The organism is Empedobacter sp. UBA5924, assembly GCF_002431085.1.
GTDB lineage: Bacteria > Bacteroidota > Bacteroidia > Flavobacteriales > Weeksellaceae > Empedobacter > Empedobacter falsenii_B.
Map to the genome: position 1 here is coordinate 255 of NZ_DJDM01000054.1, position 15,937 is coordinate 16,191.

The following is a 15,937-nucleotide window of genomic DNA, read 5'->3' on the forward strand; positions in this document are numbered from 1 at the left end:
AAAACATACTTTAATCGAAATATTAATAAGCTAAAAACTCAAATTATTTAAAATGCACAACGGGTTAGTATACTTTGTTTCTTTTATTATTCTTACTTTTTAAATATAAAATAAATGGAGTTAGTATTCCTGATATAATTGAAATTGGAAATATCCAAAATGGAAGTAAAATCCATAAAAAATAATATTCTAAAGTTTTATAAAAATTGAAAAAAGTAAAACCTTTTAAGTTTTGATTTTCAAAGATTTCATTTAATGATATGAAAAATAGTAAAAATGAAAATAACCAAAATATAAAACTATAAGTCTTTAAATATTTTATTTTACCTATTTTCTTGTTCATGAAAAAAATAGGTGAAATTGAAAAAATAAATATAATTGGAATGATGATGTAACCGATATATTTTTGAAAATCCATTATTAATAAGAATTAATTTATCCTAATATTAATTTTGAATAGTTTTAAAACTTAAAATTAATCTTTCCATTCAAGAAACGTCCTGTCAAATAATTTGGCATTGTGTAAACTGCACTCGAATTTACGTCGCGAATCCATGAATTACTGATTTCGTTTTTAATATCAAACACATTGAAAACATCTACACCAATCGAAATTTCTTTGAAATTACTCCAGAATGTTCCTTTTGATGGTTTCAATTCTTTTTGATTGATCAATTCTTTCACAAAACCAATGTCAACACGTTTGTAATCTGTCAACGTTGTTTGGTATTGGTAAGGATCTGCAAATTGTGGTGCTCCGTTTGGTAAACCAGAAGCATAAATCAAATTTACATTCACTTTGAAAGATGGTAAAAACTCCATATAATCTTGGAAAAATGCAGATAATTTGAAACGAGGATCTGTTGGTAATGGAATATTTCCTCTGTCATCAATATTTTGATAAGCTCGCGCATACGAAGCCGAGAACCAAGAATCTATACCAGGAACAAACTGCCCAAATAAACGCATATCAAGTCCATACGCATAACCTTTGGAGTTGTTATCTGCCGTATAACGAATTCTCACATTGTCTACATAATACGGATTCAAATCATTTAAGATTTTGTAATAAACCTCAGTTGTTAATTTGAACGGACGATCCATCCATTTGAATTCGTAATCGTTTCCAAATATAAAATGAATTGATTGTTGCGATTTTACTTTGTTATTCAAAGAACCATCTAAACGACGAATTTCGCGATAGAAGGGAGGTTGATAATAAATACCTGTCGAAAAACGGAACAACATATCGCTTTCCCAATCTGGTTTAACAGCGATTTGAGCACGAGGCGAAACAGTTGTTTCTTCGTTAAAATCCCAATAAGCTGCACGTACACCAGCGTTGAACATTACTTTCGCATCATTCCACATAAATTTGCTTGTATATTGTGCGTAACCTGAAATACGATTGGTTTTTAAATTATTTTTAGAATTCACATAATAACTTAAATTCAAACCATTTCCTGGATTTGGATTCACAACATATCCTGTCGAATCGATTGCTTGCCATTCACCTAATAAATCACGAATATCTTCTTGTTGAAATTTTGCACCCCACTCAATATCATTGTTTCCATTGATTTTATATTTTCCTTTGTGTTGAATTCCAGCAACCAACGCATCAAAATTATTTCGTGCATGATCGATTTGCGAACCAACATCATTCGTAGAAGTAGCATGGCCTTTTTCGTCTACTTCGGAAATGAAATAAGAACCTTGAATATCAAAATATTCGCGCTCTTTCGAATGATAAGCAAAAAGGTCTAACCCTAAATCTACTTTAGAATTTGGTTGATATGTAAATGATAAACTTCCTGTTTCTGTCGCAAATTTATCATCCTCTTTTCCGTCATAAAAAACAGTTAGCAACAACGGAGTATCCATTGTGTTGATGTACGTATCACGTTTTACAGGAAACATTTCGTAGCGCGAACGTGACATTGTCCCCAAAAATGCAACATTCCATTTATCATTTAATTTATAATTGATATTGGCTTGTACATCGTAATATTCGGGATTGAAATTGGTATCACCTTTTAAGGTATTCAACACTAAATTTCTGTTTTGATAGCGCGCTCCAACAATTGCCGAAAGTTTTTTGTCTTTAGAACCTCCGCCTAATGTCAAACTTCCGCCCATTAAACTTGCTTCTAATTGTCCTTCAAATTTTGTTGGGCGTTTGTAGGTAACATCTAAAACAGAAGACATTTTGTCGCCGTATTTTGCTTCCCAACCACCAGCAGAAAAGTTGATAAATTGCGTCATCGCAGGATTTACAAAACCTAAACCTTCTTGTTCGCCAGAACGAATCAATTGAGGTTTATAAACTTCGATTCCGTTAACGTAAATTAAATTTTCGTCATAATTTCCTCCGCGAACCATATATTGCGAACTTAATTCTGTATTCGAATTTACGAAAGGCAATGTTTTCAATAAATCGGCAACTCCGCCAGTCAAACTTGGTCCTTGTTGCATTTGCGCAGCACTCAAAACGGTACTTTGCAAAGGTTTATTTTTATTGGATTGAAAAGAAATAGTTGCTTCACCTAATTCGATTGCATTGGTTTGATCAGGAACTAATTGAACAAAAATCTCTTTCTTGTTTTTATCTTTTAGCGTAAAAGTTTGTGCAAACGAATGATAACCATTGTTGTTAAAAGTTACGGTAACGGAAGAATTTGATGGAATATCAATTTTGAAATTACCATTTTGATCTGTAAAATAAGATTGATCGTTGACAATAATCTCAGCTTCACTAATTGGAATTCTATTTTCGTCGACAACTTTACCATTAATTTGCGCAGTTTGAGCAAATAAAATTCCACCCAAAAGAGATAAACTTATGGTACTAAGAAATCTTTTTGAATGTTGTAGAGTATGTTGCTGTGTTGTTTTTTTCATCTTTCACGTTTAATTCTAATTGATGGTTGCCAACCGAAATCTGTTCTTTGTTCAAATTAATTGATAATCGTTTAATTTTTTGATCATATTCGGCTAAAACCCACTTACCATCGATATAAGCTTTATAATCTTTTATCCCAGATTGTGCATCATCAATTGTAAATTTGATAATAGCATTAGCTTGAGTAAATTGACTATCTGATTTGATATTTAACGGAGTAATTGTCGGTTTAGTATTGTCAATTAAAATAGAAAAAACACCAAAATCTTTTGGATTTGCAACAAGCTTTCCATTTTTGAGCTCTGTTGTTAAATAATCTTTTTTCCAAGCACCTCTTTTTTGATATTCGCGTACAATAACAGCTTTGTCCAATTGCGCTGTTGGAATGTCAGTAGTCGGTTCTATTGCTAACGTGTAAGTTTGATGAACTGGTATATAATAATCGCCCACCCAATGTTTACCATTCGAGAATTTATAAGCTAAATCAAAATCTTCATAAAAAATATTTTTAGGGAAAAATATTTCGATTCCATCAGATTTGAAATGATTTTCTTTGTTCCACAACATTGGATTTGTTTCAGTAAGTTTTGCAGAATCTACAAATGCTTTTCCATTAACTGTAAAAGATTGCGAAGATAAATTTCCTGCATAATCAGAAACGTCAATTTTTACTTTGTACGATTTTCCTTCTTCAAGCTCTAAAATTCCATTGTTTTTTAGATTTGAATACATTCTGACAGGATTCCCATCTTTCACAAATCCTTGATACACCCAACTATTATTTTTCTGAATATCGCCATAATCGCAAACTGTATTTATAGCTCGAGCTTCATCAAACGAAAAACGATTAGAAGTAAACGTATAAATCGGTTCATCATTCACATAAATATTAATTTGATGAACTCCATTGTTATTTTCTGCTCCATTGTGTTTGTCATAGGCTTTTACACCAAAACCTATTGCGCCAGAGGCAGAAATTGTACCTCCATTTACCACAACAACACGATTGGTTTTTTGATTCACATCGCCATAAATTGGATAAGCATATAGGCCTAAAATAGATGGTTTTCGAGTATCAGGTAAATCAAAACCGAAGTAAAAAGGATTAATTGGTTCTTCTGTTTTGGTATCACGAATTTCGAAATGTAAATGTGGACCTCCAGAACCTCCAGAATTTCCAGAAAGAGCAATCAAATCGCCCATTTTTACAGGAAGTTCGTTTGGTTTTGGATGCAATTCTATCTTAAACGTTTCGTTTGCATATTGTTGTTTGCGCACATATTCTTGCAATTCGGGCGTAAATTCTCTCAAATGGGCATAAACAGAAGTATATCCGTTTGGGTGATCGATATAAAGTGCATTTCCATAACCTGTTGGCGAAATATTAATGCGAGAAATGTAACCGTCTCCAACCGCTTTTACTTTCAGACCTTCTCGTTGTTGAGTTTTGATATCAAGCCCAGCGTGGAAATGATTGGCACGTAATTCTCCAAAATTACCAGCTAAATAATTGGTAATTTCTAAAGGATTTTGGAAGATGTTTTTTGGATATGTTTCAGATTTTGGTTGTTCTGATCGTTGTCCAAAAACAACAGAACTTAGTAATAAGTTTAGGAAAATTGGCTTAATCACTTTCATTTTTTCTTTTCAATAATTAACAAATCAGTTAAAAGTAAATTAAATCTTTTACAAACCTCCTTAATCTTTTGAATTTCTGAAAATTATTTGGAGATAAATTTTTGTAAAATAAAATTAAATAAATGATTATCAATATTTTGTATTTGTAAAATAATAAACAAGTAAAAGAAAAGGATTTTAGTGAATGATTGAGAAATGATGAAAGTAATTTTAAAATCAAACATAAAAAACATCATCATGAGAAAAATTATTTTAGCACTTTTTATAGTTGCTTCTATCGTAAGTTGTAATGAATACAAAGGTTCAGAAAGTAATGCAGAATTGGCTGCTGATGCAAAGAAGAAGTTGCGGTTTCTAATGCTGCAAATTTAGAAGTAGAAGGGAAGGTTTTTAAATCGAATGCGTTGATCGAAATGAAAGTAAAAGATGCGATGAAAGATGCGGTTCAAATCGAAGAAAATGCGATTTCGTTGAATGGATTTGTTTTGAATAGTGAAATGATTAATCAAATTTTAGATTCGGATATAGTTGAATTATCTGAAAACATAATATGACAATACTATTTTTCTCTAAATTGCCTATTTATAAGGTTTTATAGAATGTTAAAGTTTCAATTTGAAGTACTCTAACGCATTGAAATCCTTGATTTGTTGTACCAATTGTTGTACCTTAGAATCACGTTACATTCGTTTGCATCAGCAAGTTACAAAAAAAATTCACTTGATTGCATTCGTTTATAAAAATAGATTTTTAAACCATAATTCAAAATCCAATGGCTTCAATCAAATTAGTACTTCGCACCAACCAAGAAGATAAAACAGGGCACAGTCCATTGTATATCCGGTTAATCAAGGATCGTAAAACAAAATTTATAGCAACTGGAGTAAAGTTGAAAGAAAACGAATGGGATGATATCAAACAAAAAGTAAAACGCAATTATCCCAATTCAACGAGAATGAATGCTTTCTTAGCTCAGAAGATAGCAGATGCAGAAGCGATGGTTGCCGATAACGAACGTAAACGTGGAAATATCTCCGCTAAGCGATTAAAAGAAGCCATCAAAGGAAAAGATATTAAGAACTTCTTCGAATACGCTTACGAACGTTGTGAGCGCATCAAGAACAATGTATCGCCACAAACCTACAGAGCTTATAAAATGAACATTCAAAAGTTCGAGAAGTTTTTAGGCACAAACGAAATCTACTTTGAGGATATTACGGTTACCGTTTTAAATGACTACATCAATTATATGAGCAATCGTTTAAAGAATGGCTCAACAACAATGCATTTTGCCTTAAATATTTTAGCGATAATGTTTAAAGATGCCATCCGAGAAGAAATCATCACATTGCAAACCTATCCATTTGCCAGTGTAAAAATCAAACGAGAAAAAGGAAAAAGACAGTTTTTAAATAAAGAACAAATCGAGCAGCTTAAAAATTATAAAATCCCACATATTCAAACCGATGTATTTTTCCGAGATATGTTTATTTTTAGTTGTTATGCAGGTGGATTACGTTTTGGTGATGTCGTTACGTTACAATGGAAAAACTACAACGAAGCAGAACAAAGAATAAGCTTAGATATCCGAAAAACACATCGTTCACATCAATTCAAAGTAGGTCAATCGGCTTTAGAGATTTTAAACAAATACAAGAAAGAAACTTCCGAATCAGATGATTTTATATTTCCAATCATTTCAGAAGCTAATTTCTTTGACCAATCCAATGAATACCAACTAAAAGTAATAGCTGCCAAAAATACTTTATGTGGTCAGAAATTGCGTAGAATCGGTAAAGAATTAGAATTTCCATTCTCGTTATCATTCCATTTAAGCCGACATACATTTGCAACCCAAGCTTTAGCTAACGGAATGCGTATTGAGTACGTTTCAAAATTGTTAGATCACTCAGATATTGGAACAACTCAAATCTATGCAAAAATCGTAAACGACGAATTAGATAAAGCAGTAGAGCAATATATAAAATAAGAAAGCAAATAATCTCTCCAGCGACACCTTTTGTCTTTTTAAAGTTTTAATTTACATCAAATTACACTATAAAAGGTTAATTGCTAAAACTTAATTTATGATGAAGTATTTGATAAAAGAAACTGTACAATTCAAAGAGTTTACACAAGTTGCTTTACACAATGTAAAGTCAGAAGAATTTGATATTATAGAGGAAGAACCTCTTACAAATGACGGGTATTGTCAAGCATTAATTGACAAAATATTTGAGATTTCTCATTCTGAAATTGCTGATTTTATCAAACATCAACTTTTATATGCAAAAGATAAGCTACATTGGATTAATAAGTTTGAAAAGTTAGTTTCAGTAAATGAATTTCTGTTTGAAAAAGGAAGAAATAAAACTCGTTTAATGAAAATTTATACTTCAACAGAAATAATTCGATTAGGTTTATATAAACCAATAGAGATTAAAGACGAAGAAAGACCTGCACCGAGATACATCAATGCAGATTCAGAAGAACGATATTTTTCTTTTTATAAAACGCAGAAAAATTTGGAACAGATGGAAGATTATTGCGATCAAATCTTTTTCTTAACTAATGAGAAATACGAATACGAACAAGCTAACATTCATTTTATCAATCCAAAGCTTCCAGAATATTCAGAGCAATGCAACAAGAAAATTGAACATTTACAACAAATTAGAAGATTAAAGGAAGAATTGCAAGTAGTTAAAGAAGAAAAATGCAATTACAACAAATTACAATTCAATGGAAATGTCAATCAACTGGTTGATATATTTTATCAAATGTCCAGAGAACTTTTTGTAGATGGAAAACCATTTTTAGATGGAAATCTCAATGATATCTCAAAAGTAATTGTGTCCAATTTTGTTGATAAAGATGGAAACGAATTAAGCCTAAAAACCGTTCGAACAATTTTAACTCCATCACGAGAAGATAAACGACCAAATGTAAATAAGCGAATAGATATAGATAAATTGCTTTAAAGCATTCAATCCTAACTTACTCAGTTAGGATTTTTTTTGCTCAAAAAGGTCTTATTCAAAAAATAGCAAGTCTTTAACCAATCATAGATAAACAGTTAGTTTCAAAATTATTTTGGTCTTATAAGACCAACTTAAGACCTGGCGACTTTTTTTTCTGTACTTCATTTGTTCCATAATCTTAAATAATTCAGAAAATGGAAGCAATCATTTTAACAAAGGAACAATACGATGCGATCGTATTCCAATTAGAAGAAATCACTAAAAAATTAAACAAAGCATTAGCTGCTAAACAAGAAACATTTATGGACAACCAAGAGTTTCTAATGCTAATGAAAATCTCAAAACGTACAGCTCAAACGTGGAGAGATGAAGGAAAGGTTTCATTCTGTCAAGTAGGAAACAAAATCTACTACAAAATGTCTGACGTCGAAAAGTTATTGAACGAACATTACAACAAATCATTCTCTAACAAACGCTAAAAATTAGAGTATCGGCATCTAAATCAAATTGGCATTACAATTCGCAGACGAGCGTCAATCCATTGAGAGAAGCGCAAAAATGTTTACCGACCATCGGGAGTGATTTAAACATTTTAGTGAAACGAAATGATGATTGACCGTCGAGAATTGAAGCCTTGATTTTTTTGTTTCGTTTTTGTGTCAAGACAAAAATGAAAGTAAAGAACAATTCATTTTACTTTTTACATAATACATAATACAACAAAATATGAAATTCACCTTATTCCAAAACTTCAACGAAGTCATCAACACCATACCAGTTGAGCAAATCGTAACAGAAATCAAAGAAGGAACATACAAAAGTCAAATTTTGTATTTGCGTAAATCCTTAGAACAAGGAAAAATGGAACCTTACGAAAAAGCAAAGAAATCATTACTTGCTTTTACACCAAGTGCAACATTCAAGGGAGGTAGAAAATTAGACTACCTCCAAAATTACAATCAACTAATCGTACTGGATATTGATAAAGTTGAGAAAAATAAGTTAGCAGAAATCAAACAAAAAGCGACAGAATTAAGTACAACATTTGTTGCATTTATCAGTCCATCAAACAACGGATTAAAGCTATTTGTGAAGGTTTCAACCAATCAAGACGAACACAAAAACACGTACAACATTATCAAAGAATTTTACGAAAAAGAGTTAGAAATCGAAATCGATAAATCCGGAAAAGACATCACGCGCTTATGTTTTTATTCCTATGATCCTGAAATCTATTTCAACCCAAACGCAGAAGTATACAACTGTCATTCTGAGCCTGTCGAAGAATCTAATCAAGTGACTAACCAATCTCATTCCAATGAAACACATCGAAACCATACACAGAATAGTTTTACAGAAACGTATCAAAACCCATTTACACCAGATACGAATACGCTCATTGAACATTGTGTCAGATTCACAAAACAGAAAATGGATTACGTCGAAGGAAACCGAAATAACTTTGTACATCAATTAGCGTGTAACTTAAATCGAAAAGGTGTTGGTTATGCAGAAGCCTTAGGATTCATTTTATCCGATTACAATTACAACGAAATCGAAGTAATGAATGCAGTCAAAAGTGCGTACAACAATACACACGAATTTGCCACAGATAGAGAGTATAAAAGTCCTAAAACAAAGGAAACTACAAAACCGAAAAGTAGTACAACAAACGAGGAAGAAATAGATGATGACGAAGAAAAACCTGCTGCCATAGAACGACTGGAAATGTTCCTAAACAAAAGGTACAACTTTAGGTACAACATAGTAACAGGAAAGTTAGAATACAAAAAGGTTCGTAACCAAATGTATAAACCAATTACCGATTTTGTAGAAAACTCCATATTACGTGAAGTATTAAAAGCAAAAGTCAAATGCAGTATTCAAGGTTTACGCTATTTATTGATGTCCGATTATGTAGAACAATTCGATCCATTCAAAGATTATTTTTCAACCTTACCAGAGATAAATCAAGAAGTCGATTACATCACCGAATTAGCTAACACCATAACAACTACCAATCAAGAATTATGGTTAGAGTGTTTTAAAAAATGGTTTGTGGCAATGGTAGCTTGTGTAACAAACGAAAAAGTAGTCAATCAAACAGTAATTGTATTCAGTGGGAAACAAGGAATAGGAAAAACAACCTGGATGGAAAAATTAGTACCAAAACCATTAAAGGATTATTTGTTTTCTGGAACAATCAATCCCAACAACAAAGACACCTTAATCCATTTGGCAGAATGTATGTTGATTAACTTAGACGAGTTAGAAAACCTAAACAAAACTGAAATAGGATCATTAAAAGAAATCATTACAAAATCCCATATCAGAATGAGAAAAGCGTACGGACACAACAACGAAACATTACCTCGTAGAGCTTCATTTGCAGGTTCGGTAAATACAGCACAATTCCTAAATGATACCACAGGTTCTCGTCGTTTCCTATGTTTCGAAGTAGAATACATCGAATACCATCACAATGTAAACCTCGATAACTGTTACAAACAAGCATTGTATCTAATAGATGAAGGATTCAGATATTGGTTCAATAATGAAGAAATTAAAAATATCAACCAAAACAACGAGCAATACCAAATCAAATCACCAGAAGAAGAATTGCTATTAACTTGGTTCGAGAAAGCAGATAAAGAAACAGCCAATGCCTTTTTAAACACAACTCAAATAGCCACAAGGTTAGCTTTTTTCAGTAACATCAATATCAATAGCGGTACAGTAAACCAATTGGGTAAAGCATTAAAGAAACACGGTTTTATGAGAATTTCAAAAAATGGTTCGTATGTCTATGCAGTCAAAGAATTAGAATATGATCAAGTACAAAAAATGAACAAAGAGTTAGGGTAGAAATAAATTAAAATTGGCATAACAATTCGCAGACGAGTGTCAATCCATTAAGTGAAACGTGAAAATGTTTACCGACTGAAAGGAGTGATTTAAACATTTTAGTGAAGCGAAATGAAGATTGACCGTCGAGAATTGAAGCCTTGATCTTTTGGTTCGTTTTGGATCAAGCCAAAATGAACATTATAAAACAAATAAGTCTAAAATCTAACATCAAAAATCTCAATACTAAGTGCAAAAATCCCCTTACTTTTCCTTACTTTTTAAGTACTCAAAAAACGTTAAAATTTCATTGTAATACTCAAATATACACCTTATTTCACCGAGTAAGGAAAGTAACCAAATTTGACCAAAAGAAAAAATTGTAAATTCCTCAAAATAAAATTCTAGAAACATAAGCTAATATCAAAGCAAAGGAGAACCATTGGTTCTCCTTATTGCATTCTATTCTTCGTTTGAAACAGTTTTTTCAGAAACTCAAAAAACAAAAAAATGTTTTTGCCGATATTTGGTTACTTAGGTTACTTTTTTATTAATAATTGTAATTATTGATATAAATAGATTGAGATTTTCTAGTTTCATTTTTAACATTAAAATCCTATATTTACCCATTACACAAAACGAGTAATGAACATCAATTCAAATATAAATATATTAGGAGGCTTGCCGGAACTGGAATTAATCAAAACTTTTTTGATGGATTCTGATAATCAAGGGAAAAGCCATTTAGAATATTCAGACATTAGAACCTTAAAAGCAGTGAATCGTTTCAAAAAAGCGATTCAAGAATCATTTGTTTCTGAAAAGGTGGATATCAATCATTTGTTTTTACCATTTTTAAAAGAAAAGAGTATCAACGAGAATTTGTATTTTTTGTTTCTACTATTCGCATTCAACAATGATTTATTCAATTATTTAAACGAAAATATTTTCTTTCCTGTTTATTATTCTGGGAGAAGAATCATCAAAAAGGAAGAGGTTGAAGTTTGTTTAAAAGATCTTCAAAAAACTAATGAAACACTAGCAAGTTGGTCCGAATCTACAATCACGACAACTGCTTCTAAATATTTAACGCTTTTAAAGAAATTTGGGCTTTTATCTGGAGCGCAGAAGAAGGAAATAGTTTATAAGAATCTATCATCTGAAGAATTTCTTGTATTCGTTTATTTTTTGTCTATAACAGAAGAAAATTCGAATAAGATTCATTCCGAATGGATTAAATATTCATTTTATGAAAACGAGTTTTTCCTTCAAAAAGTGTTGGAAAAACAACTGATCCGTTATGTAGAGGTACAATACAACGGAGATAATTTAAAAATAAAACCAATGATTAACTACGATAAACTTTATGAAACACTTAAATCCTCATAATGCAATTTTAGAATTAGAACGCTTAGTGTCGTCTAATGATTCTGAAATTAAATTACAAGCAAATGGGGGAAACTCTATTTTATTGGTTTGTAAGCCTTCAGAAGAAATTAATTTTATTTCAGAGTTACATCAATTAGAAGCATCAAAATATCAAATCATTGATTTGAACCAAATTTTGGTGGAATTTGTGGAGAATAACAGAGAAGATGTTGAGTTCTATTTAGAACATCTACAAGCTTCGTTGGATCGTATATTCAAGAATGACTTAGAGGCACAACCAGACTTGTTTCACTTGATTATAGATAAAGTTGAGCAAGTATTCCAGGATAAAAAAATTCCTGTTATTATCAATACAGGGGTTATCTATGCGACACACTTTGATATGTTATCTTTAATGGAAAGTAAAACCATTATGGATGCTGCTTTACCTGCTGTATTTTTATATCCAGCAGAATACAATCAAAACAACCAATTAGAATATTTAAATACAAGAATTGCATCCGAATACAGATGCAAAATTATATAGGCCATTGCATATGAAAATAAAAGATTTACTATCTATAGACTTAAACGTAGATATTAAGAATGTAATCAATATTGAAGATATTTCAGAAAACGAAATTCAAAAAGAGATTGAAGACTATATCGTAACCGATGGTTTAGCGAAAGATTTTGAGCAATTCTTGGATAAATTTACTTCCAATGCCGTAGAAACTGGTGTTTGGATTTCTGGTTTCTATGGATCAGGAAAATCATATTTCGCTAAAATGATTGGGTATTTATTGGCCAATCAAAACATTAACGGTACACCTTCGCGTGAACGATTATTAAATCGTTTTACGGGGATTGAAGATGAAATGTTCTTCAAAAATAAGATTGCGAAATTAGATCGTTACCAAAACTTGGTTGTCTTTTTAGATATTGCAAAACAAGATACCTCAAAAGGATTCAGCTATACCTTATTCAAAAACTTTTTAAAGTCTATCCACTTACCACAAGATGAATACGGATATATGCTATTCAACTCGATGATTGCGGCAGGGAAGACTGATATTTTTTCTTATGTAAAAGAAGTTTTGGGTAAAGATTGGACAGAACTTAAAGGCAATATGCGTACGTATTTTACAGCTTGTAAAGACATTCACATCAAATCTGGTCTTTCTGAAAAAGAATACGATCAATTATTGGTTTCTGTACGTTCTGCTATTGATGTATTTTCTCCTGCTGATTTAGCACGAGAACTGAAATCATATATTCAAATCAAATCCGATACATCTCTTGTATTTATGTTTGATGAAACTTCGGAAGCCATCAATCAGCGTAAAATTACCTTACTTGATTTAGAAGGAGTATCTGAAGCATTAAATACATTAGGCGGTAAAGTTTGGACTATTGCTATTGCACAAGAAAAATTAGACGATGTGATTTCTAACGCTAATATTTCTAAAGCAAGTTTGGTTAAAGTAACTGACCGTTTTGTGGAGAAAATTCACTTAGAAGCAACAGAGGTTGATACGATTATTAAAAGCAGAATCCTTAAAAAAACAACAGAAGGCGTAAATTTATTAAACGATTATTATCAATCGAATTCGGGTAAAATTGGAGACCATTCTAATTTAAACGGCTATGGTATTTCCAATACGGCTACAGTTGATTCGTATACTTCATATTACCCGTTTTACGAAAATCAATTCAGTCTGTTACAAAACTTCTTATTTGGTACCAAAGGTTATGCTTCTACCAAAGTAGCGGCTCGTGGTATGATTATCACGACTTTTGATATTGTAAGAAAGTTAGTAAAAGAAGATGAACTATATAACACCGTAACGGGATGGCAAATTGCTCGTGAAGCGAATAACCAACCCGATATTCGTTTGTCAAGTCGTTACAGCGCAGCCGAAAAAGTATTAGATAATAATAGCATCAATGGCCGCAAACTTTTAGAAACGATCAACTTCTTGAGTGAATCGGAAGTGGTAAAAACCTCGGTGCTAAATATTTCGAAAGCGTATTTCAATAATGCAGATGATGTTATTAAGAAGCAAAACGAAATTAAAGAAGCTTTACAAGTTTTAGTAGATGCTAAAATTGTAATAGAAAGTGATAACGCATTCAAAATTACCTCTGATGTAGAGCAAAAGATTTTGGATGAAATGAATAGCTATGCAGTACAAGGCTATTTAAAGAAAGGACGTTTAATCGATTACTATAAAAAATCAAGTTTAATTCAACAACTGGGAAGTGTTACGGATGGTATTAAATTCAACTTTAATGTACATTCAGACGATAAGGATGATTTATTGAATCCAAATGTAAAAGAACTAGCCATTCAAGTGAAAAGCTTATACACGATGTCCGAAAATCGTGTAGCTGAAATCAATGAGTTGAAAACCCAATACGACGAGCATAAAGGCTTAGCGGTATTGTATCCAGAGAATGATCATTTTATTGAGATTGATAAACTGATTGATGGCATTATTCGTATTGAGCAAGTGGAGCAAAAGTACCCGAACAAAGGTACTGAAGAAGGGAAAGTAGTTCAAAATTTATTACGTAATAAAGAAGACAAGGAACACACTTTAAAAAATGCGATTGATAAAGCCTTGGCTTCTTCAACCTTGATTTATTGTTTCAATACGTCGATCTTAAACGACAGCAATTACGCTTCGGAAGTGCAAAGCTTACAGAAGAAAATGGTTTCTAACGTGTACAATAAGCGTTTACAAAGTCAGATGCCAGAAGCGATTGCGCTACAGGTCATTAAAGAACAAAGCCCAAGTCGCTTACAAACATTATTCAACAGTAAAGAGTTTGCATTTTTCGATGCGAACGGCAACTTTATTGGCGAAAATTTAAGTGTGGTAGAAGAAGTAACTCACATCATTCGCAATTCGTTTGTAGCAGGGACAGACATCGAAGCTAAATTAGCTGGCGCACCAACAGGATACGCTTACGGTACCATTCTAGTAACTTTAGCTGCCTTGTTACGCGCTGGTCGTTTGGCGGTAAAAACGCCTACGCAAACCAATCCAATTTATGCGGTTACAGATAAAGGTGCATTAGATGTTTTCTCAAAAGCCAATGAATTTAAGAAAGCGTCTTTCAAAGCCAATACCCAATCTTTAACAGCTCATCAGAAAAAGCAAATAGTAGAATTCTTCTTGAATAATGAGTTAGAATACGTTATTCAAAAGCAAGAAGGATACAAAATAGATTATAATACCAACGATTTTCAATTGGCTACGGCCATTAAAGATTTAGCCAAGATCTACATCCATAAAATTCAAAATCTGACGGACAACGTTAAAGATTTTGCGGTGTACTTCCCAAAAGCGAAAGAATACAAAGATTACATCAATGCATTTACAAGCAATGTAACGCCGGATAATTACATTAGTCATGCTAACGATTTTATCAGCCAAAAAGAAGAGCTAGAAAGTGCTATTCTTAAGGTAGATAAAATGGAGAAGTTTGTGAAAAATAATTTAAGCAAACTACAAACGTGGGCAACGTACATCCAAGAGGTAAAAACAGATTTAAACAAAGCCAATGCGTTGGATACTTCTTTAGCCGATAAAATGGAAGAATACGAATCTATTTTAAAAACGGACATTACCAAGGCATTTCCTCAATTGCAACAATTGGCACAGGAAATTAAGGATAAATACCACGCGAAGTTTAAAGCCTTAATAGAGCAATATGCGGTAGAATTTAAAAAACTACAAACCAAAGCAGAAGCCATTCAATTGGATATTGAAGCCTTGCCAAACAACCAAAATGCAGGGATTTTGCAAATTGTAAAACAACATCTACAGTTTGCAGCGCAACGTGCGGTTACGGAGTTAGATTTAGATTTTTCTATCGTCAATAAAAAATCGGGGTTCTCGTATTCTGAGTATGCAACGGCAACAGCTTTAATCAATCAAAAGGATGTGGATTTAGACATTCAAAAAGCATCGATTTTAACAACAATTCCTAAGCCAACACCTGCACCAGCAACAGATGGTGAAGCACCTTCTGGAGTAGTACAAGAACCTGCTAAACCAGTTATTCGTAAAATTAAAGCGCAACTTCCTGCTAAAAACTTAACGGTAGTAGCATATAAAGAATGGTTGACCAAAGAGTTACAAAAAGTAGCCAATGCGAAGCCGGACGATGAGATTGAATTCGAAAACTAAAAACC

11 protein-coding genes are annotated in these 15,937 nt (G+C 32.2%); 9 read left to right on the forward strand and 2 right to left on the reverse strand.

Annotation, left to right across the window (positions count from 1 at the left end; all coding sequences use genetic code 11):
• Positions 1 to 462: 462 nt before the first annotated feature.
• Complete coding sequence (locus B3792_RS13435) at positions 463 to 2,901, reverse strand: TonB-dependent receptor (RefSeq protein WP_291046777.1); 2,439 nt, start codon at positions 2,899 to 2,901, stop codon at positions 463 to 465.
• Positions 2,849 to 4,540, reverse strand: coding sequence for a M23 family metallopeptidase (locus B3792_RS13440; protein ID WP_286496356.1), 1,692 nt, complete (start codon positions 4,538 to 4,540; stop codon positions 2,849 to 2,851). Before B3792_RS13440 ends, B3792_RS13435 begins: the two co-directional genes overlap by 53 nt.
• Before the next feature lie 195 nt (positions 4,541 to 4,735).
• Between B3792_RS13440 and B3792_RS13445 the strand changes: the two genes are divergently transcribed.
• The 9 genes from B3792_RS13445 (at position 4,736) to brxC (ending at position 15,932) form a co-directional block, all read left to right on the forward strand.
• A complete protein-coding gene (locus B3792_RS13445; protein ID WP_291060714.1) occupies positions 4,736 to 4,912 on the forward strand; it encodes a hypothetical protein in 177 nt (58 codons plus the stop codon).
• A 41-nt stretch (positions 4,913 to 4,953) separates the two neighbouring features.
• On the forward strand, positions 4,954 to 5,094 hold the full coding sequence (locus B3792_RS13450; protein ID WP_291046781.1) for a hypothetical protein: 141 nt from the start codon (positions 4,954 to 4,956) through the stop codon (positions 5,092 to 5,094).
• 218 nt (positions 5,095 to 5,312) lie between these two features.
• On the forward strand, positions 5,313 to 6,530 hold the full coding sequence (locus B3792_RS13455; protein WP_291069879.1) for a site-specific integrase: 1,218 nt from the start codon (positions 5,313 to 5,315) through the stop codon (positions 6,528 to 6,530).
• 97 nt (positions 6,531 to 6,627) lie between these two features.
• Positions 6,628 to 7,521 (forward strand): hypothetical protein, encoded by an 894-nt coding sequence (locus B3792_RS13460; protein ID WP_291069881.1) that lies wholly within the window; start codon positions 6,628 to 6,630, stop codon positions 7,519 to 7,521.
• A gap of 194 nt (positions 7,522 to 7,715) precedes the next feature.
• Entirely contained in the window at positions 7,716 to 8,000 is a 285-nt protein-coding gene (locus B3792_RS13465) for a helix-turn-helix domain-containing protein (RefSeq protein WP_038335637.1), read from the forward strand.
• Positions 8,001 to 8,247: 247 nt separating this feature from the next.
• Entirely contained in the window at positions 8,248 to 10,386 is a 2,139-nt protein-coding gene (locus tag B3792_RS13470) for a VapE domain-containing protein (RefSeq protein ID WP_291069883.1), read from the forward strand.
• Between the two features lie 693 nt (positions 10,387 to 11,079).
• Positions 11,080 to 11,754: a BrxA family protein gene (locus B3792_RS13475; RefSeq protein ID WP_291069885.1), complete on the forward strand. Its 675-nt coding sequence runs from the start codon at positions 11,080 to 11,082 to the stop codon at positions 11,752 to 11,754.
• Positions 11,732 to 12,280, forward strand: coding sequence for a hypothetical protein (locus B3792_RS13480; protein ID WP_291069887.1), 549 nt, complete (start codon positions 11,732 to 11,734; stop codon positions 12,278 to 12,280). The genes B3792_RS13475 and B3792_RS13480 overlap by 23 nt, the downstream gene beginning before the upstream one ends.
• Positions 12,281 to 12,290: 10 nt before the next feature.
• Positions 12,291 to 15,932 carry a BREX system P-loop protein BrxC gene (gene brxC, locus B3792_RS13485; protein ID WP_291069889.1) on the forward strand — a complete coding sequence of 1,214 codons (3,642 nt, stop codon included), beginning with the start codon at positions 12,291 to 12,293 and terminating at the stop codon, positions 15,930 to 15,932.
• Positions 15,933 to 15,937: the final 5 nt, after the last annotated feature.